Genomic DNA, 20,361 nt, shown 5'->3' on the forward strand with positions numbered 1-20,361 from the left:
AACCTACGTTTAACATTTTTTACAGATTTTCTGTAATTGGGCTATTCCAAAATTTTGTAGGGATCAACACCAGCCCCTTCCCTGAAGGTAAGATCGGAATTTGCGAAATACGTCGGTTACAGAAAATCTGTAGTTTTTGTTAAATGTTATCGAGGCAAAATGCGAAAGTCCAACAAATTGACGTTTCGGTGTGCATAAGCTTTAAGCTCCAAAAACGTAGCGAGTCGAGACATCACTAACTTGCCTCAACTCGCTATTTTCAAGTCATCTGAACCTAAAATCTAAATGAATTTATTATTCGTATTGGTTTGGTCTTAACAGAAAATCACCCGTAAACAAACTCCCCGAACTCGCTGCGAATAGTAAGTTTCTTGATATCGGAAGCTTCAACGCGACCCACGATTTTCGCGTCCACATCAAAAGATTTCGAAATGTAGATGATGTCTTCGGCAATCGCCTCCGGCACGTACAATTCCATCCTGTGCCCGCAGTTGAACACCTGGTACATTTCCTTCCAGTCGGTTTTGGATTGCTCCTGGATCAGCCTGAACAATGGCGGAACAGGAAACAAATTGTCCTTGACCACGTGGACATTGTCGACAAAATGCAAAATTTTCGTCTGCGCGCCGCCCGAACAATGCACCATTCCGTGAATGTCCTCGGGATAGAATTTCGACAGGATTTTCTTGATGATCGGAGCATAAGTACGCGTCGGGGAAAGCACGAGTTTGCCAGCGTCGATAGGCGAATCCGCGACAGCGTCAGTCAATTTCACATTGCCGGAATAAACCAGGTCAGAAGGAACCGCGGCATCGAAACTCTCCGGATATTTTTGCGCCAGATAGTTCGCGAAAACATCGTGTCTCGCCGAAGTCAATCCGTTCGAGCCCATTCCGCCATTGTACGATTTCTCGTAAGTCGCCTGTCCGAAAGATTCCAGACCGACAATCACATCGCCGGGACGAATCCTGGCATTGTCAACCACTGCCGAGCGTTTCATACGCGCCGTAACGGTAGAATCTACGATGATCGTGCGCACCAAATCGCCAACATCGGCAGTTTCGCCTCCGGTCGAATGGATCGTAACCCCGAAAGTCTTCAATTCCTCGATCAATTCCTCGGTGCCGTTGATGATCGCGGCCAAAACCTCGCCCGGAATCAGGTTTTTATTGCGTCCGATGGTCGACGAAAGCATGATATTGTCAGTCGCGCCAACGCACAACAAATCGTCTATATTCATGATCAGCGCGTCCTGCGCAATGCCTTTCCAAACAGAAAGATCGCCGGTTTCCTTCCAGTACATATAAGCCAAAGCCGATTTCGTGCCAGCTCCGTCGGCGTGCATCACCAAGCAATAATTGCCGTCGCCCGTGAGGTGATCGGGTACGATTTTGCAAAAAGCCTTTGGAAAAAGTCCTTTGTCGATGTTTTTGATCGCGGCGTGAACGTCCTCTTTTTCGGCCGAAACCCCGCGCTGCGCATAGCGTTTGGAAGTGTCTGTCATGTCAAATTGTGTTGTGGCGCAAAGATAGTTTTTACTCGCGAGTTTTTACCGATCCGCACAAAGTTTCAACTTTCAAAAGCGCTACTGTTTTCTGCAACTGTTCCACTGCAACTGCTCTTCTGCAACTGCAACTGCAACTGCTACTGTCTTCTGCCACTGCTACTGCTACTGCCTTCTGCCACTGCAACCGCCTCCTGAATTAGGGCGTTCCGGCGCATCAAAATCCCGTTCCAAATCAAAAGAAAGGCGCCGTCGGGCTAGTGTCACTCGCTTTTTTGCCTCGGAAAAATTCGGTAAAAACAAAATAAGTAGGGCAAAAAGAGCTCAAACAAATGCCACTATCCCTAACGCAAAGCAGTCCAAAAAAACCAAAAATGGGCAAAAATACCCATACTTGACGTTTATTCCTTAACAGCATCAACTATTTGAAATACATACTTTTACAATTCCTCAAAAGCAACAACCCATGAAACTTTTTTACCTTTTTGCACTTGGTTTGCCCATTCTTGGTCAGGCGCAGGTAGGAATCAATACCACTGCGCCGGCGGCGACACTCGATATTTCGGCATCAAATCCCGCCACACCAAACGGAACAGACGGGATTCTCATTCCGCGCGTCACCCAATTCGGCTACATCCCGACGCCAACCTACGGGCAAATGGTTTTCCTGACCACGCAATACCTCAACGATTCCCCGGGCTTTTATTACTACGACAATAGTTACAACGGCTGGCTTCCGGTTGCGGGCCGCGTCTGGAAAATGGCTGGCAATGTCGTGAATGCCACCACAGATTTCATCGGATCGACAAACCTCGCCGATGTTTACTTCAAACGCGACAACACGGCTTCGGGCGTAATTTCGGACAGCAATACTTCTTTCGGATACAAAACCATTTCCAATACGTTCTATTCCACAACATTCGGGACGGCATTCGGGACTTCCGCCATGCAGGCTTTTTCCGGAAATGACAACACGGCCGTGGGTTATTTCTGCATGTCGAGCTTTTCTTTCGGGTCAGGAAATACGGCCGTTGGCTCTCGCGTCCTGAACAACGTTCCCGGCGGATGGCTCCAAAACAACTCGGCTTTGGGTTTTCAGGCGCTGAACAAACTCAACAACGGTGAAAACAACATTGCCGTGGGCAGAAACGCTTTGGGCAACATGCAGTCTGGTGCAGATAACGTGGCGATCGGCGCGATGGCGATGGACAATTACCTCAGCGGAAATATAACCGCACAACCCGGCGACAACAACACAGCTGTAGGATCTTATGTAATGAGAAACGGCGGCAACGGCAATTCGGCATTCGGGACGTTTGCGATGGAACAAAGTACGGGCAACAAGAATACCGCGGTCGGATTGGACGCCTTGCAGGTCGGTTCGGGAGATGAAAACGTGGCAGTCGGCTTCGAAGCGCTGCGGTATCGGGCGCAGTCTTCCCAATGCGTGGCCGTCGGAAAAAGCGCGCTGGTCCATTTTTCGGGCATGAACAACACGGCTGTCGGAGCCAACACGTTGAACAGCGCAAGTGGCGTTGGCATCTCGAACTCGGCTTTCGGCGCACTTTCGCTTTCGGATCTGGCGAACGCCGACGGAAACACCGCAATCGGTTACAACACCATGTCGCAAAACCAATACGGCGCTTTCAATACGGCTTTGGGTGCAAACGCTTTTTCTACCGTCGGAAATTTCAATTATTCGACTGCGATCGGCGAGAACTCGAGCATTACCGCGAACAATCAAATGCGTTTTGGCAGCGCCACGGTCACAAGCATCGGCGGAATCGTGGGCTGGACGACATTGTCAGATGCGCGTTTCAAGTCCGATATTCGCCAAGACGTTTCCGGACTTGCGTTCATCCAAAAACTGCGCCCCGTGACTTACGATCTCGACGGTAAAGCCTATTCTGATTTCGTCGGGAACAAAAACGGCGGAAACTGTGCCAGCACGCGAGAGAGCGGCTTTATCGCACAGGAAGTTGAAGCTGCGGCAAAATCCCTGAATTTCACTTTCAGCGGAGTCGACGCTCCAAAAAATGCGAGTGACACTTACGGTCTGCGCTACGGCCAATTCGTCGTGCCTTTGGTCAAAGCGGTTCAGGAACAACAGCAAATCATCGAAAAACAGCAGTTGGAAATCGCGACGCTGAAGGCAAATCTTGAGCAATCCCAATCGGTTCAAACCAATATTTTGAAACGCTTGGACAATCTCGAAAACCGGACGTTGCTATCCAAAAACTGACATCCGGGAAATCAGTCCGGCCTTCCGTCCAACCAAAACCCGGCTTTCCCTTTTCGGAACATTTCAAAATCGAGATGGATGTGGTCGAATCCTTTGTTGGCAACCCATTTTCCGTCAGAAAACAAAAAAGAAACCCGATCGCCCAACGCCGGACGCGGTTTCGCCTTGAATTCCCGAAACCTGTAAACGAAATAAAAACTGAGATAATCGTTTTGCGACGGCTCGTAATCGAAGCCAAATACATGTTCCGTATTGAGTAAATGCTCGATTTCGGTTGCTGAAATGCCGTTTTCCAATTGAGATCGCGACGATTGGTATTGCCAGTCAATAGTAGATTCGCGTGCTTTGGCGCCTTTCATCAGCGACCAAATAAGCGATTTTTCCTCGTACTTTTTCCGGTCGAAAAGTTTGTGATCGGTTTGCCCGATGAAATTTTCCGTCGGATGCAAAAAGGGTTGATCATCAGGAGTTTTAACCGATGATAATTCGATTTTGATCAGTTTCGGATGCATCTCAGTTGCCGATGATTTCCACCTCGACGCGTCTGTTCTCGTCTTGTTCCTTTTCGTTTTTTTCGGGAATCGGACGCAAAGGACTAGAAACGCCGAAGCCTTTGTAAGAAAGCCGATTCGACTTCACGCCGTTTTTCACAAGGAAATCGTAAACGGCTTTTGCGCGTTGCGTCGACACGTAGGAATAATCTTTTTCCTTGTCGGTTTGGCAACAAATGTGACCTTGAATTTCAACCTTGAGATTAGGATTGTCGTTCAGTATCGCCAAAAGTTTATCGAGCACAGGGCGCGAATTCGGAACGACGACATCTGACATATTGTAGAAATTCAATCCCGGAAGCCGAACTTTGTCGCCAATTTTCGCTGTCTCGATTTTTTTCTGCAATTGGCCGTCCGGTTTCTTCGGCGCTTCCGGAATCGCGTAGACAATCTCGACCTTGCGGTTTTTCTCGCGGATTTTTGATTGGACAAAAGATTCGCCATAACCTTTGAGCGAATAATTTTCCGCGAAAGCGACTTCACGCGAACGCAGATAATCTTCCACAGACTTGGCGCGCTTGACAGACAAACTGTCGTTGTATTCCAAAGTGCCCAAATGATCGCAATACCCGTAAACGCCCAAAACTTTCGCCTTCGGATACTTTTCTACCCAGGAATCGATTTTTTGTCGTTGGGAAATCTCGAGATCGTAGCGATTGAGCGCGAAGAAAATTTCGGCTTTGTCCTGAGCGAATCCGACAGAAAACGACAGCAAAAAAGTAAACAGCAATAGGTTTTTCATCAAAAATGAATTTTTACAACCTCAAAGAATTTCAATTTCAACACGTCTGTTTGCGGCGCGCTCCGTTTCACTTTTCTCGGGAATCGTGAAAAGCGGCGCGGTCGTCCCGAAACCTTTGTAAGAAAGGCGGGATTTGTCGATTTCGTGCGTGATCAAAAACTGGTAAACTGCCTTGGCTCGCTTCGTTGACAAGTCTGTATGGTCTTTCGGACTGCAGCACAAATGGCCTTGAATGTCGATTTTGATATTGGGATTGCGTTGCAGAACCAGCAGCAATTCGTACAATTTGCTCCTCGATTCGGGCACGATCGCAAATGTGTTTATCACAAAATTGAGGTTCGCGATAGCGAGTTTGTCGCCTTTGGCCGAATTCGTCATCTGGCGCATGAATTCCACATCGAGCTTGTATTTGGACTTTGTGCCGTCGGGATTGTCGACCGTGATACTTTCCGGATAAGTCACCACTCGCATTTGAGGTTCAGGCGCGACTTCTGGCTTGATTCCGAGGATTTCGTTCTCTCGCGGAATGTCTTTGGCTTCGATATAGTAAATCGTCGCCTTCCTATTTTCGGATTTGTTCTTGGAATGTTTGTGAAGCTCGCCGAAACTTCTCGTCTTGAAATCCTCGCGGATCTTGATCTTACCCGAAATCACCTTGAAAACCGTGGAGACGCGCCTTTGGGAAAGCGAATCGTTGTGCGAGAGCGTTCCGTCTTCATCGGTATAACCGTTTATCCCGACGATTTTTACGTCTTTGTTCGCATCCATCCATTGCTGCAAACGCGTAGCTTCAGATTTTTTTAGCTCATACTTGTTGGTTTCGAAGAAAATCGAGAACTGCAACTGGGCGTGCGAAAACAGTGGTAAAATCAGCAGTAAAAGGGCGAGTTTTATAGATTTCATAAGGGTTGAATGGGATATTGGAAAGATACACAAAATAAAAACTGCGAGCGAAATCGAATTTTCTTTATTTGCGCCAAACCAAGTTTTTACCTGAAAAAAGCAGCACTTATCACTTTGTTGTCAATGGGTTACGTTCAGGCGCAATCGGTTGTGCAAAGGGTGAATTCGGGCAGTCTCGTGACGGCTTCTTCTTCTGTTTCGGTAGGCGAGATTGTCGTCGTTCCACAGAATCCAAACCAGTAGCAAAGCGGAATCATCGGAATCCTCGCGCAAAACAGCCAACTCGAAGTCCCGGAATTCTCTCCGGCACCAAAAGTCGGCGCCTACCCTAACCCGATGACGGCCGGACTCTCGTTCAAAACAGACCTCAATCAAATCCACTGACCATTTACCCTACTTATAACACGGGAACGAATACTTTCACCTTTTCAGCTCCCAATATCGTCAACTCCTCCGATATTTATTTTCGTATTCCTACCGCATTTACCAGTCAGGAACAGCTCGGGGACAATCTAGCCGATGGAACTATCGATGCCTAAGTCGCACCGACTCATCCAACTGGCGCGACAGCAATGCCGAAAAACTTCACATTCACACACTGACGTTGGTCGTAAACGGAACTTACACAAGTGCCGTCGCTCCTTGATCGACAAATATCTGCAACAAAAAACCCGCCTCGAAAAAAGCGGGTTTTGTTTTTACAAGCTGTCCTATTAGCGCACGAACAACAATTCTCTGTATTTGGTAAGCGTCCAGATTTCGTCGTCTACCAAAAGCTCAAGCTTGTCGCAATGCTCGCGGATCGTATCGAAATACGGCTTTACGTTGAAACAGTAAGCGTGTGCCATTTCTTCTGCGCTTGACAGGTTGTTGGCTTTCTTGCGCTCTTCTGTCATCGCACCTACGTTAGTGTTGATGCCTTCGATGTGAGCCGAAATTTCCTTGATCAAAGTGATTTGCTCCTTGGCGATCGTTTCGAATTCACTTCCGAAGATTTCCTTCAAACCTCTTACGTTTTCGATCAACGTGTTTTGGTATTTGATCGCTGTCGGAATGACGTGGTTGCGCGCTATGTCGCCCAAAACGCGTCCTTCGATCTGGATTTTCTTGGTGTATTCCTCGACTTCGATCTCGTAGCGCGATTCCACTTCGATGTGGTTCATGACTCCCATTTCCTCGAACAAATCCATGGCTTTTTTGGAAACCTTTGCTTTCAGTGCTTCCGGAGTCGTCTTGTGGTTGGAAAGTTTGCGTTTCGCTCCTTCAACTTGCCACTCGTCGCTGTAACCGTCGCCTTCGAAAAGGATGGCTTTTGTTTGCTTGATGTATTCGCGCAGTACGTTGAAAATCGCCTCGTCCTTTTTCAGGCCTTTCGATTCGATCAACCCGTCGACTTCGTTCTTGAAATCCTTTAATTGCTTGGCCACGATCGTGTTCAAAGTTGTCATTGAAACGGCGCAGTTCGCAGAGGAACCAACCGCGCGGAATTCGAACTTGTTTCCTGTAAAGGCAAACGGTGACGTGCGGTTACGGTCTGTATTGTCAAGCAAGACGTCCGGGATTTTCCCGACTACGTTGAGTTTGAGGTCTGTTTTTTCTTCAGGGGAAAGTTTTCCATCGGTTACATTCTCGAGGTTTTCGAGCACTCGCGTCAATTGTTGTCCGATGAAAACAGAAATGATGGCCGGCGGCGCTTCGTTGGCTCCCAAACGGTGATCGTTCGAAGCCGATGCGATAGAGGCGCGCATCAATTCCTCATAAGTGTAAACCGCCTTGATCGTGTTGATAAAGAACGTAAGGAATTGCAGGTTGCTCATTGGCGTTTTTCCCGGAGCAAGCAAGTTGATTCCCGTATCTGTAGCCATTGACCAGTTGTTGTGTTTTCCCGATCCGTTTACGCCTTTGAAAGGTTTTTCGTGGAAAAGCACTTTGAACGAGTGGCGTTCGGCGACTTTCTGCATGACGTCCATCAACAAAGAGTTGTGGTCGACAGCAAGGTTCGTTTCCTCAAAAATCGGAGCGAGCTCGAATTGGTTTGGCGCTACTTCGTTGTGACGCGTCTTCACTGGAATTCCAAGCAACATACACTCGTTTTCGAGATCGCGCATGTAATTGAGGACGCGCGTCGGGATCGATCCGAAATAGTGATCTTCCAACTGTTGGCCTTTTGCGGAGGCGTGACCAAGAAGCGTTCTTCCTGTAAGCGTGATATCAGGGCGCGAAGCTGCCAAAGCCGAGTCGATAAGGAAATATTCCTGTTCCCAACCCAATGTAGGCGTGACTTTCTTCACGTTTTTGTCGAAATATTTGGCGACGTCGGTCGCGGCTTCGTCAATCGCGTTCAACGCGCGCAAAAGCGGTGCTTTGTTGTCAAGGGCTTCACCTGTGTACGAAACGAAAACCGTTGGGATGCAAAGTGTCGTTCCGAAGATGAATGCCGGCGATGTCGGATCCCAGGCCGTGTAACCGCGGGCTTCGAACGTATTGCGGATTCCGCCGTTAGGGAAAGACGAAGCATCCGGTTCTTGTTGTACCAATTGGCTTCCTCCGAATTTTTCTACAGGATCAGATCCGTCGAATGAAGTTTCGAAGAACGCATCGTGCTTTTCAGCAGTTGCGCCCGTCAAGGGTTGGAACCAGTGCGTGTAATGCGTAACGCCTTTGGCAAGCGCCCATTCTTTCATTCCCATCGCGATATAATCGGCGAGTTTGCGGTCAATTTTTGTTCCGTGCTGGACGGCGCTTTGTACGGCTTTGAAGGCTTCTGGCGTAAGGAATTGACGCATCGCCTTGTCGTTGAACACATTGCTGCCAAAAATGATCGATTTTTTGTCCAGCTCTTTTACTTCAACAACCGGTCTGTTGGCTGTTTCTCTCAAAGATTGAAAACGGAAAGTTGACATAAGTTCTGTTTTAAAGTATTAAACCCTAATTAATTTGGTGCAAATATAGTTGATTTTTGTTTCAGAAAAATACAATACCCCATTTTGGGAGGGGTGTTTTTGAAAATTTATCAACATTTGGCACTTTTAACCCTTTGGATTCGGCTATAGGATTGCAGCGATAGAATAACGAATGTTGAATAACGAATGTTAAATAACGAATGTTGAATAACGAATGTTGAATAACGAATGTTGAATAACGAATGTTGAATAACGAATCTTGAATTTTGAACAGTTGCGTGAGGGATGGCGGCTTTGTCTGAGCTCTTTGGCCAGCCCCCAAAGCTGGCCAAAAGCGAGTGCCGATCAGCCCGACGGCGGCTTTTGAAAGGTGGCAGTGGCAGCAGCAGTTGCAAACCCGATTAACAGATAGTCAAAGTGTTGGACTTTAGCTTACGATGCAATGGCTGCCACTGCCACTGCACCTGCCTCTGAAAAACGGCCGCCGGCACGCCCAAAAACTTAAAACACCGTTAAATACCTTAAATCGATGCTAATGTCAGCGCATGTCCTATATATATGAAGTACTTTTAGGAATAACACAAAATGACAATATCATGAACAGAAAAGCAGTACTAGCAGGTGTAGTGGTCGGAGTGGCCGCTTTGACGGCCGCAGGAATCATCGCGTATAGAAAACGTTCCAAAACAGACCAACTCAAAGGCACGGCAGAAGATTACGCCGACAAATTCCGCTCGAAGTTGAACAAGCTCGAGAAGAAAGCCAAAAAAGAATATGCCCAGATCATCGAGCAAGGCGAGGATTTCGCCAACACCGCGAAAGACCGGGCTACGCAATGGGCGAATAAAGCCGGAGCGAATTTATAAGTAAGACGACCTTTCGGGGTCGTTTTTTTTTCGTCGGATTTTTAGCGCATCGGAAATCACAAATCCGGATATCAGGAAGAGTGCGATAACTTCAAATTCGATGAACCGATAATCAGACAGCTGAAACATCAACATTTCCCAAAATTTCCATTCACACATAATCATGCAACGAAACCCGAGAAATCGTGTAAGTGAATTCATCGTTTTTGGAGGAAATTTGAGAACCTGAAAATTCACGGAAAACCGACCGTAATTTCAAGTCAACCAACTCAATAATAAAACGACGCAACACTATACAACCAACATTCTCAACCACACAAAGCCATGGAAAACGCCAATATGCTCAACAAAAACGGAAACAGTAAATTTCCGTTCTATCTGCCTCAGGATTTCTTTTTGGAAAGCAAGAAAGGTCGAAAGGACGACGTCTTGCCCGAAATTTTGTTCCTGACGACTTTTCCGCCAAGACAATGCGGCATCGCGACCTATTCGGAAGATTTGATCAAGGCCATGGAAAAACAATTCGTGTATTCGTTCGACGTCAAGGTTTGTGCATTGGAAACCGACAAGGAACAACATACTTACGAAGATTCGCGCGTGAAATATGTGCTGAATACGTCGAATGAGAAATCGTACCAGAATCTGGTTTCGAAAATCAATTCTGACGACAATATAAAGGTGACGCTAATCCAGCACGAGTTTGGTTTGTTTGCCGATAACACGCAAGCTTTCAACCAATTTCTCGTGGACGTAAAAAAACCTGTCGCGGTTGTTTTCCACACGGTTTTGCCGCGTCCGGATCAAGTTTTCAAGGCCAAAGTCCAACATATTCTGGACACGGTTGACGGAATCATCGTCATGACCGATGACGCAGCCGAAATCCTGACCCGCGATTACAGGATCGAACGCGAGAAAATTACGGTAATCCCGCACGGAACGCACCTTGTCCCGTACTTGGACAAAGACGTGCTAAAGAAAAAATACGCCATTGGCGAAAGAACCGTTTTGTCTACTTTCGGACTTTTGAGTTCTGGAAAATCGATCGAGACGACTTTGGACGCGCTTCCCACGATCGCCAAAACGACTCCTGACGTGCTCTTCCTTATCATCGGGAAAACGCATCCGACGGTAGTTTTGAACGAAGGCGAACAATATAGGGAAATGCTTAAGCAGAAAATTGTCGATCTCGGAATCGAAAAAAACGTGCGCTTCGTGAACGAATACCTTCCGTTGGACACTTTGCTCGAGTATCTGCAATTGACCGACATTTACCTTTTCACTTCGAAAGATCCGAACCAGGCCGTGAGCGGCACTTTCTCGTATGCTTTGAGCTGCGGATGCCCGGTGGTTTCCACTCCGATCCCTCACGCCAAAGAATTCCTCAAAGACAGAGCCGGACTGGTTTTCGATTTCGGGAATTCACAAGAGCTTGCCGAGGCCGTAAACCGATTGATTTTCGACGTCGAATTGCGCCAGGAAATGATCTCGAACGGATTGCACAAGATCACGGGAACGGCTTGGGAAAATTCGGCAGTGAAGCACGCAAAGTTCCTTCAGAAGATCGCCAAGGACGAAATGGAGTTGCACTATCGCAACCCAAAAGTCAACCTGGAACACATCAAGAAAATGACGACGAACTTCGGGATGTTGCAGTTTTCGAAGATCAACCAACCGGATATCAATTCGGGCTATACGATAGACGACAATGCGCGCGCGATGATCGCTTTGATCCAACATTACAAATTCAGACGCGATACGTCCGATCTCAAATACATCGGAAGTTACCTCAACTATATCGCCTATTGCGAAAGGCCGGACAACTTGTTCATGAACTACGTCGACATGAACCTCAATTTCACCGACCAGAACACGAACGAGAATCTCGAAGATTCGACGGGACGCGCGATTTGGTCGTTGGGTTACCTGATTTCACAATCGAAGATCATGCCTACCGATTACGTCGAAAAAGCGACCGAAATCTTTGAACGCGTGATCCAGAGAGCGCACAAGATCCACTCGCCTCGCGCCATGGCGTTCATGATCAAAGGTTTGTATTATTACAACAGATCTGTGAAAAGTGACGACACTGTAGCGATCATAGGATTGCTCGCCAACCGATTGGTGGAATTGTACAAAAATTCGGCTTCGTCCGATTGGGCTTGGTTCGAAGGTTATCTCACGTATGCAAACAGCGTTTTGCCAGAAGCTTTGCTTTGCGCCTACACCGTGACTGCAAACGACGTATACAAAGACATCGCCAAAAAGTCGTTCGATTTCCTTTTGGAAAAAACGTTCTGCGACGACGCGATCAAAGTGATCTCAAACCGAAGCTGGCTGATGAAAGGCGGCGTTTGCGAAGAATTCGGAGAACAACCTATCGACATCGCTTACACGGTGATCACGTTGCGGAAATTCCACGACATTTTCAAGGACAGGAAATATCTCGTGAAGATGGAAATGGCTTTCAACTGGTTTTTAGGAAACAACCATTTGCAACAAATCATCTACAATCCTTGCACTGGCGGCTGTTTCGACGGATTAGAGGAACACAACGTAAACCTGAACCAAGGCGCCGAATCGACTGTGAGTTATTTGATGGCCAGAATGATGATCGACAAATATTTCGGGAACGAAAACGAGCTTTACCACAGAAGGAAATCGCGTTCCTACAAGGACAAATTGACCGTGAACTAAAAATGTTTTGATTATAGGAAAAGAGCTTTCGGGCTCTTTTTTTTTGCTTTGGACTTTTTGGATATGGACTTTTCCTGGATTGCGGATTGCCGGTTTTGCAGATGTGACTACTCCATTTCTACAGCTCTTCCGACTTTGTTCCTGTCAGATTTGTATCCGAATTTGATCCGAAATGAATCGCCAACATCCAGCTAGCAACTCCAAAAACGCATTCCCAAAAATCCGAAAACAAAAAAAGAGAGCTTACGGGCTCTCTTCTTTATTCACACCTACTAAAGTGTTTTTATGCTTTCGTCTTGGCTTGCAAAGTAATGGACTTCATTTTGCTTTCGTCGATGTTGTAAGCTTTGATTACCGCATCGTAATTGTTCAGGTCAACTTTTACTGCATTTTTTCCTGAGAAAGTTCCAGGGATGGAAACGATCCTGAAAATTTGTCCAAGTCTGAAATCACCGTTGATCGCTCCGAGGTCGAAACCTTCCATGTAAATATTTACATCATATTGTGTGTGGTCGAAGCCATACATGAAATCAAGTGTTCCGTCGTTGAAATAAAACGTTTCCGGAAGCGGTTTCCAAACGTCCACGCCATTGTCTACAGCAGAAAGGCGATAGACCAAAACGTGATCGGAGCTCAACAAAGCGCCCGATGGAAAATTGTAAAAAACGCCATAATTTCCGGCGGCCGTAAAGTCTACAGGATTCGTCTCATAAACCTGCGCTTCCGGACCTGGTGCTCCTTGTGGTCCTGTATCGCCGTCACAGGCGGCAAGTGTAGTCATTCCTGCAATAGCGAAAAGATAAAGTAACTTTTTCATGATAATTTTGGTTATAGATTGTTTCTTAAAAGTAAGCCTTTCATAAACCGTACCAAAAAATAAAATGTTAGAGGAATGGTAATTTTTTAAGGTCGCCACACAACTTACATCATTCTGTTTAACGACTTTAGAACCAAAGTTTTACTACGACCGATTCGTGCATTCGTGGCCAAATTTTATCAGCCACGAATGCACGAATGCGCACAACAACTTATTTGCGGTTCGGAAAAGTGGAATTTGTTATTTATCTTAATGACGTAATACACAACATCAGCGAACAGAATACTTTTGAAATGCAACAAAAACTCCACATGATAATGTTAGGCGCAACGCCGAAAGGCCGCCTTACGGAACAACACGATATTTTTTTCGGGATCGCGGCTTCGCTCAAAGAACTTGTTCCTCAAATGAAAGCTTTCTGGCCTGATACGCAGCTTCATATCGATGCATGGCGCGAAGTGACTTTTGTGGATGGTTTTCGAGTCGAAGTGATTTTCCGTCAAGCGGATGCAGTGGCAGAAGCAGAAGCAATGGCAGAAGCAGAAGCAATGGCAGAAGCAGAAGCAGAAGCAGAAGCAGGAGCAGGAGCAGTGGCAGGAGCAGATTTGGATGCGGATGCAGAAAACCACCTGTTCTTTATAAACCTCGGAGGTTACCGCCAAGGCGAATTCGAGGAATACCACTACAAGGTTTTGTCGGTTGCCCAGACGATGGCCGCGGCCTCAAAAGTCGCCAAGTCCACGACTTTCTACAAACACTTCGGATTCAAAGGCGCAGAATCGCACATCGACGACAAATACGGGATAGACGTAGACGACATTTACAGAGTTTCGGACATTCTGCCATCGGACACAAAACAGCAATTCTCGCTCAAATTCACGAGATCGGAAGCGCCCGAAGACGAACTCCACATCGGGTACGTAAGACTTGAAAAGCTATTGAAGTCCTAAAAAAAAAACGCCTCCCGTTTCCGAAGAGGCGCCAAAATTAACCTAACTTTTCCTGTCCCTGACCTTTTGCCGCATCTCGCGTCTGTTTTCCTGTCGGAATTTCTCGAACGCTGCATATTCGGTTTCGGTGAAGACTTTCTTGAGCGCTTCTGCCCTTTCCTCGTCCAATTTTCTCAAGTTGCCCACGCGTTCCCGTTTGTCGCCGCCGGTGGTTTTCAAGGCCGAGGTCTTGTTGACGAATTCGAGATTGATCGCCTGGACTTTCGCCTTCGTGTCGTCGTTGAATCCGATTTGCGTTTGCATTTTGGTTGTAAGTGCCGTCGCTTTTTCTTCGGATGTCCTTTGAGCGAAACCGACCGTTGCCCAAAACAAAAGCAAAATGGCTGTGATGTTTTTCATGATCTTGGTTTTTAGGAGATTGTTAAACGTTTGACCGATGCTTTTCCAAAAGGTTTAATGCTGATGCAACAATTTCTCCGGTTGCGACGAATAAGGTAGCAAATTCGGGCAAAAACAAAAATTCGTGCATTCGTGGCAAAAAAAATTAGGCCACGAATACACGAATTTTATACGCAAAACTATTGCGACTATCAACGCAGTTTGCGACTAGAAAAAATTTAAAATAAGCCTAAGATTTTATTTCTTGACGATTTTCCGAGTCAGCGAACCATCTTTGGTAGTGACTCGGACAAAATAAATTCCGAAACTCAAATCTGAAAGATCGAGTGAATTCCCAACTTTCGCACCCAAAATGTCATAAACGAAAATCGCATCTACCGACAAGTCGCGGCTCAAATTCAAAACACCGGTCGTAGGGTTCGGATACAGACTGACATCTTGCAGACTATTTTCCGAAACCCGAAGCGATTGTCCAAAGTAAGTCACCCGAGCCGGAACGAATTGTCCACCGACTTCTGTTCCGGTAGCCGTCAAAACCGGAATACCAACCGCCGGATCGAACCACGAATAAATGACAGCCGTCGTCTGGGTCGGCGTGGCTTGACCTTCGTAAGTCACGGTTTGGTCGGTTACCAATGTCGTTTTCATTTTGAGAACGCTGGCGTAACTTCCGGCCGGCGTTACAAGCGAACCCCAACCATTGACCTCGTTCGTGCGTTGCGTCGTCCCGACAATCGAGGCATCGACCCCGAAAGTGCTGAAATCGACGTTCAGCGCGCTTGTATTGGTGTAATTCGTGTTGAAAGTGATTGGGAATTGGTACACGACATCCGGTTGCGTGTAGTCTACGGTAATTGGCAGTGATGTGCCGTTCAGATCGATCGTCGCGCCAATCATGCGGCTTTCAAGGTGAAGTGCATTCTTGTGCAGGTGATTCTTTACGTTCGTCACACCGAATTCCGCAAGCGAAATGCCTTCGGTCGGATCGCCGGCCAAATTGAAGTTACTGTTGAATTGCGAGTTACAGTTGAAAACATAAAAGTGTGAAAAGCACCAACTGGTTTTGTATCCCGTGGCGTTCGGGTCGATCCAGGATTGTTCACCGACCGACTGAGTGGTCAAAGCCGAAAAATTCCAGGTTTGCGAAGCGCCGGTCTGCGTGAAATCGAGCGCAAGGAATCCGGCGGCGGTCGTTACCGTGAACGTGTTTCCCTGAGAAGCGAAACTCGTCGACGGATAAGTGGTTTGTGCCAAAGCCGAAAATCCGACGAGGCCCAAAAACAATAGCGTAATTTTTTTCATAAGCTGATTTTTAGTGTTTTGACCGATGAAGATAACGAGTCGACCATCAACTTTATCAAGCTTACTTTCTTTTCCGATAAAACAGCAAAAAGTCAGGACAAACGGATCGTCCGAAAAAAATCAGATTAAAAATGAACGTTCATTCATTTATCTTTTTATCTTTGTGCCGACAAATTCCAAGCTATGCGCGTCAGGGACGAAAACAAGGAAAAACTGGTAATCAACAAGGCGATCGATCTTTTCGTGACCGAAGGCTTGCAAGGTTTCAGCATGAACAAATTGGCCAAAGCCTGCGGGATTTCGGTGGCCACGCTTTACATTTATTACAGGGATAAAGACGATCTGATCAATAAAATAGCCAACGACACGGGCGAAAAGTTCTTCGAAATGTCGCTGCGCGGATTTTCCCCAGACATGTCATTCGCCGACGGATTGCGCGTGCAATGGCAAAACCGGTTCGATTACGCCTACGAATATCCGCGTGAGCTCGCCTTTTTCGAGATGTTGCGCGCTTCGCATTACAACGACGAGGTCTTGCGTGCCAGACTCGGGGTTTTCAAACAACAAATGACCGAATTCTTCCACAATTCCATTGCGAGAAAAGAGCTTATTCCGCTTGACGTCACGACATTCTGGTGTATCGCTTACGGTCCGCTTTACTCGATGATCCGCTTCCATCAGGAAGGAAAAGCCATGGGCGGACAACCGTTCAAGATCACAAAAGAAGCCATGGACAAAGCCCTCGAACTCTGCATAAAAGCCTTAACTCCGTAATATGGAAACCCTCGACAATATCCACGTTTTCAAAACCAATCTGGGCATGGTTTGCCCAAATTGCGAAGTGGCCAAAACTTTCGACTCACTTTCGGAAGTGGCACATTGGAGCATCGATCCCGAAGATTGCGACTGCGTTTTGCGCGTTGTCTCGGAAAAATTGCGTCCGTCGAACATCATCAACATCGTAAAATCGCTCGGGTACGAATGTGCCGAACTCGCTTAAAATGAAACAAAAAACAACCGAAACACCAACATTCACGGGCTATCAGAAGTTCGTGGTCGCCATTCTATCCTTGCTGCAATTTACCATCATTCTCGATTTTATGGTGATTTCCCCTTTGGGCGACATTTTGATGAAAACGCTGGACATGACACCGTCCAATTTTGGGCTTGTCGTTTCGGGTTACGCCTTTAGCGCCGGCGCTTCCGGATTGATGGCTGCGGGTTTTGCCGACAAATACGACAGGAAAAAACTGCTCGTTTTCTTTTACGTCGGATTCATTGTCGGAACCATTTTCTGTGCGCTTTCGCAGAATTTCTGGATGCTGCTTTCGGCCCGTATCGTCACGGGATTTTTTGGAGGCGTGATAGGGTCGATTTCGCTGGCGATCGTCACCGATATTTTTGCCTTGAACCAGCGCGGACGCGTTATGGGTTTCATCCAGATGTCATTCGCCGTGAGCCAGATTCTGGGAATTCCTATCGGGATTTTCTTCGCGAACCTTTGGGGTTGGCATTCGGCTTTCATCATGGTCGTGGTTTTGGCTGCGTTCATCTTGCTGGCGATCGTGTCCAAAATGCAACCTGTGGACGCGCATTTGGCCGTGAAATCTGAAAAAAGTGCCTTGTCACATTTGTGGCACACGCTTCGGAACAAGTCCTATCGCACGAGTTTCAGTACGATTGCGCTCTTGTCGATTGGCGGATTCATGTTGCAACCTTTTGGAAGTGCTTACCTCGTGAACAACATCGGAATCACGCAGGAACAACTCCCTATCGTATTTTTCTCGACGGGAATCGCGGTTTTGTTCATTATGCCGATTGTGGGAAAACTGTCGGATAAAATCAACAAAATGACACTGTTTTCCATCGGATCCATCCTTTCGATCCTCATGATCTTGATTTACACGAACCTTCCGAAATCGCCTTTGTGGGAAATCATCGTGATAAACATGATCCTATTCGCCGGAATCATGAGCCGGATCGTTCCTTCCCAAGCGATAAACACCACGATTCCCGATATTTCCGATCGCGGCGCATACATGGCGATAACGTCTTCGATGCAACAGATAGCCGGTGGAATTGCCGCTTTGGCCGCGGGTCAGATCGTGCATCAGCAGGGCAAATCCAGTCCGCTTGAACATTATGATATTTTGGGTTATGTGATCGCGGTGGTTTCTTTGTGCTCTATTTATTTGATGTCTCGCGTGAACAAGATCGCCGAGGCAAAAAAGGCGCAAAATCAAGCACCGATCGAGCCTATCGTCGATTTGGTTTAGACCTTCCGACTTGTGTGTTCAGGTTTCAACAGCGATTTTCTCGACGCTTCCTAAAATCCGTAAAATCATCAGGACAATTAAGATTTTGTTTCCGATATAAAACAAATTCGTGCATTTGTGGCTATCACATTTTAGCCACGAATGCACGAGTGTTTCCACCAAACCTTAATGATCTTAATACCCCTAATGGTTTAAAACTTTAAAGCGATTGACAACTTAAAGGTTAAAAAATCTTGCAGGTTGACTCGATGAAACGAAATTCGTTATTCCACTTCCTTAAAATCCTTTCCCTCCGAAATACTCTTGAGATGTTCCAAAGCGCGCGGCCACGTCTTCTCAAAAAAATCGGCATATTCGCCGTCGACATCCATAGAAACGGACACTTCGGTCTGATTGTCAGATTCGGTCAACGTGTAATCTTCGGTCGATCCGGCCCAGGCTTTGACTTTTTCGCTTTCGGTATCTTCTTTGCCGTTCACGATTTCGCCCAGATGTTTGAACGACATGAATTCCGGCTCGCGTTTTTCGGCGATTTCCGATATCATCCCGTCTCCGTTCACATCCAGGAATAGCGTTTTGCTTCCTTGGCGCCAATCGGTTTCGACTTTCGATCCTGGCGCGAATGCCGAAGTCCATTTCGGATAAGTTTCAGCGCCCCAAAGCGTTTCCCACACTTTTTGTCTCGGCGCGTCTATTGTGATTTTGAAGGTTTTGCGTTCCATGGTTTTAGTTTTTTGATTGTTGGAGTTTGGAGTTTGGAATTTGGAATTTCACTTTACTTCGAAACTCTCCAAATGTTCCCGGTCTTGTCATCGGTAACAAGCAAAGAGCCATCTTTGAGAAAAGCCACGCCAACCGGACGTCCGCGCACTTTATCGTCCTTGGGGTCGACCACGAATCCGGTAAGGAAATCTTCCATTTTACCCGAAGGTTTCCCGTTTTCGAAAGGCACGAAAACCACTTTGTAACCCGAAATCGGATCGCGGTTCCAAGAGCCGTGCTGTGCGATGAATGCTCCGTTTTTATACTTCGCCGGAAAGTTGATGCCTTTGTTGAAAGCCAATCCCAACGACGCTGTGTGCGAACCCAGATCGACTTCGGGCACTATCGCTTTTTCGAGCATTTCCGGTTTGGAATCCTTGACTCGCGGATCGATATTTTTTCCCCAATACGAATAAGGCCAGCCGTAAAATCCGTTTTCTTTTACTGACGTGAGATAATCGGGAACCAGATCGTTGCCGAGTTCGTCGCGTTCATTTACTGCCGTCCACAAAGTTTTCGTTCCTGGCGCCCAATCCATTCCGACAGGATTCCGCAAACCCCACGCATAAACCCTCAAGCCCGATCCGTCAGGGTTCATTTCAAGAATATCCGCCCGTAGAATCTCGGCATCAAGCCCGTCCTCGGCGATGTTGCTGCCGGAACCGACTGCTATATATATCTTGGTGTTGTTTGCGTTGGCGATGATATTTCGCGTCCAATGGCGGTTGACCTTTCCCTCGGGCAGGTCGGCAACCTTTTTTCCTTTGCTCGTGATTTTGGTCTGTCCGGTTTGGTATTTGTAGACCATTATGGCATTTGTGTTCGCCACATAGAAATTCTCGCCGATAAGCAACATGCCAAGCGGTTGGTTCAGTCCGTTTTCCTTGGTCAGGAATGTCTCGCGGACTTCGGGTTTTCCGTCCTTGTCGGCGTCTCTCAGCAAAATGATCCGGTCGGCGCTTTTGGAAACATTGTTGGCTTTTCCGGCTCCGATGATCTTGGCTCCGACTTGTTTCGGAACCGAATAATTGGAATTGCTTTCGGCCACGACGACATCTCCGTTAGGCAAGACGTACATCCAGCGACAGTTCTCGAAACCGCCGGCGTACTTGGAAACGGTAAATCCGTCTGGCGCTTTTGGCGTTTCGTTTTCCTTCCATCCGATAACATCCGAATAATTCGTCACCGACTCGGTAGCGAAAGGCTTCGGAAGTTGTTTGTCATCGATAGCGGAAGTCGGTTTCGCAGCCTGACCTTGCTCCTTTTTTTGGGAACAAGCAATCATGGGGATAGCCGCGGCAACCACGATGAGTAAACTTTTGGGTGTCATAAGTAAGTTGTGTTTCCCTAAAAGTAACGCCTTCGTGCCTTAGGTGGATTATACTTAAAAATGAGTTTGTTGTATATAAAGTCGACCCGTCGAAAACCAAGTGCCAATATATTTCTGTTT

Annotated in this window: 18 protein-coding genes; 8 read left to right on the forward strand and 10 right to left on the reverse strand. The window is 46.9% G+C overall.

What is annotated here, in order from left to right:
• Nucleotides 1-325 precede the first annotated feature (325 nt).
• On the reverse strand, nt 326-1,504 hold the full coding sequence (locus EOO49_RS16200; RefSeq protein WP_290847595.1) for an AIR synthase related protein: 1,179 nt from the start codon (nt 1,502-1,504) through the stop codon (nt 326-328).
• Between the two features lie 466 nt (nt 1,505-1,970).
• On the opposite strand from EOO49_RS16200, the gene EOO49_RS16205 reads away from it, so the two are divergent.
• Nucleotides 1,971-3,746: a tail fiber domain-containing protein gene (locus tag EOO49_RS16205; RefSeq protein ID WP_290847596.1), complete on the forward strand. Its 1,776-nt coding sequence runs from the start codon at nt 1,971-1,973 to the stop codon at nt 3,744-3,746.
• 11 nt (nt 3,747-3,757) lie between these two features.
• Here EOO49_RS16205 and EOO49_RS16210 read toward each other — a convergent pair whose 3' ends face one another.
• From EOO49_RS16210 to EOO49_RS16220, 3 genes are read right to left on the reverse strand one after another with little or no spacing between them, the layout of a single operon-like run.
• The gene (locus tag EOO49_RS16210) at nt 3,758-4,258 is read right to left on the reverse strand and encodes a hypothetical protein (protein WP_290847598.1); all 501 of its coding nucleotides are present in this window, start codon (nt 4,256-4,258) and stop codon (nt 3,758-3,760) included.
• Between the two features lies 1 nt (nt 4,259).
• Complete coding sequence (locus EOO49_RS16215) at nt 4,260-5,039, reverse strand: OmpA family protein (RefSeq protein ID WP_290847600.1); 780 nt, start codon at nt 5,037-5,039, stop codon at nt 4,260-4,262.
• Nucleotides 5,040-5,060: 21 nt separating this feature from the next.
• Nucleotides 5,061-5,942, reverse strand: a complete 882-nt coding sequence (locus tag EOO49_RS16220) for an OmpA family protein (RefSeq protein WP_290847601.1) — start codon at nt 5,940-5,942, stop codon at nt 5,061-5,063.
• A gap of 9 nt (nt 5,943-5,951) precedes the next feature.
• Between EOO49_RS16220 and EOO49_RS16225 the strand changes: the two genes are divergently transcribed.
• Nucleotides 5,952-6,185: a hypothetical protein gene (locus EOO49_RS16225; RefSeq protein ID WP_290847603.1), complete on the forward strand. Its 234-nt coding sequence runs from the start codon at nt 5,952-5,954 to the stop codon at nt 6,183-6,185.
• 470 nt (nt 6,186-6,655) lie between these two features.
• Here EOO49_RS16225 and EOO49_RS16230 read toward each other — a convergent pair whose 3' ends face one another.
• Nucleotides 6,656-8,845 carry a glutamine synthetase III gene (locus EOO49_RS16230; protein ID WP_290847605.1) on the reverse strand — a complete coding sequence of 730 codons (2,190 nt, stop codon included), beginning with the start codon at nt 8,843-8,845 and terminating at the stop codon, nt 6,656-6,658.
• Nucleotides 8,846-9,441: 596 nt separating this feature from the next.
• Here EOO49_RS16230 and EOO49_RS16235 point away from each other — a divergent pair.
• Together EOO49_RS16235 and EOO49_RS16240 are read left to right on the forward strand one after the other, a co-directional pair.
• Nucleotides 9,442-9,711: a hypothetical protein gene (locus EOO49_RS16235; RefSeq protein WP_290847607.1), complete on the forward strand. Its 270-nt coding sequence runs from the start codon at nt 9,442-9,444 to the stop codon at nt 9,709-9,711.
• Nucleotides 9,712-10,035: 324 nt separating this feature from the next.
• Nucleotides 10,036-12,405, forward strand: a complete 2,370-nt coding sequence (locus EOO49_RS16240) for a glycosyltransferase (protein ID WP_290847609.1) — start codon at nt 10,036-10,038, stop codon at nt 12,403-12,405.
• A 283-nt stretch (nt 12,406-12,688) separates the two neighbouring features.
• On the opposite strand, the gene EOO49_RS16245 is transcribed toward EOO49_RS16240, so the two are convergent.
• On the reverse strand, nt 12,689-13,222 hold the full coding sequence (locus EOO49_RS16245) for a hypothetical protein (protein WP_290847611.1): 534 nt from the start codon (nt 13,220-13,222) through the stop codon (nt 12,689-12,691).
• A 293-nt stretch (nt 13,223-13,515) separates the two neighbouring features.
• Here EOO49_RS16245 and EOO49_RS16250 point away from each other — a divergent pair, with 293 nt between their 5' ends.
• Entirely contained in the window at nt 13,516-14,172 is a 657-nt protein-coding gene (locus tag EOO49_RS16250; protein ID WP_290847613.1) for a DUF1543 domain-containing protein, read from the forward strand.
• 42 nt (nt 14,173-14,214) lie between these two features.
• Here the strand turns inward: EOO49_RS16250 and EOO49_RS16255 are convergent, their stop codons facing one another.
• Complete coding sequence (locus tag EOO49_RS16255; protein WP_290847615.1) at nt 14,215-14,571, reverse strand: hypothetical protein; 357 nt, start codon at nt 14,569-14,571, stop codon at nt 14,215-14,217.
• Between the two features lie 237 nt (nt 14,572-14,808).
• Nucleotides 14,809-15,873, reverse strand: a complete 1,065-nt coding sequence (locus EOO49_RS16260) for a T9SS type A sorting domain-containing protein (protein ID WP_290847617.1) — start codon at nt 15,871-15,873, stop codon at nt 14,809-14,811.
• A 183-nt stretch (nt 15,874-16,056) separates the two neighbouring features.
• Between EOO49_RS16260 and EOO49_RS16265 the strand changes: the two genes are divergently transcribed.
• The 3 genes from EOO49_RS16265 to EOO49_RS16275 are packed head-to-tail and all read left to right on the forward strand — an operon-like array spanning nt 16,057 to nt 18,149.
• Complete coding sequence (locus tag EOO49_RS16265; RefSeq protein ID WP_290847619.1) at nt 16,057-16,647, forward strand: TetR/AcrR family transcriptional regulator; 591 nt, start codon at nt 16,057-16,059, stop codon at nt 16,645-16,647.
• Nucleotide 16,648: 1 nt separating this feature from the next.
• Nucleotides 16,649-16,873: a hypothetical protein gene (locus EOO49_RS16270; protein WP_290847621.1), complete on the forward strand. Its 225-nt coding sequence runs from the start codon at nt 16,649-16,651 to the stop codon at nt 16,871-16,873.
• A 1-nt stretch (nt 16,874) separates the two neighbouring features.
• Nucleotides 16,875-18,149 carry an MFS transporter gene (locus tag EOO49_RS16275; protein ID WP_290847623.1) on the forward strand — a complete coding sequence of 425 codons (1,275 nt, stop codon included), beginning with the start codon at nt 16,875-16,877 and terminating at the stop codon, nt 18,147-18,149.
• A 263-nt stretch (nt 18,150-18,412) separates the two neighbouring features.
• On the opposite strand, the gene EOO49_RS16280 is transcribed toward EOO49_RS16275, so the two are convergent.
• Both EOO49_RS16280 and EOO49_RS16285 read right to left on the reverse strand, forming a co-directional pair.
• Nucleotides 18,413-18,871 carry an SRPBCC domain-containing protein gene (locus tag EOO49_RS16280; RefSeq protein ID WP_290847625.1) on the reverse strand — a complete coding sequence of 153 codons (459 nt, stop codon included), beginning with the start codon at nt 18,869-18,871 and terminating at the stop codon, nt 18,413-18,415.
• 53 nt (nt 18,872-18,924) lie between these two features.
• A complete protein-coding gene (locus EOO49_RS16285; RefSeq protein WP_290847627.1) occupies nt 18,925-20,241 on the reverse strand; it encodes a sorbosone dehydrogenase family protein in 1,317 nt (438 codons plus the stop codon).
• Nucleotides 20,242-20,361 lie beyond the last annotated feature (120 nt).

The organism is Flavobacterium sp., from assembly GCF_004295795.1.
Lineage (GTDB): Bacteria > Bacteroidota > Bacteroidia > Flavobacteriales > Flavobacteriaceae > Flavobacterium.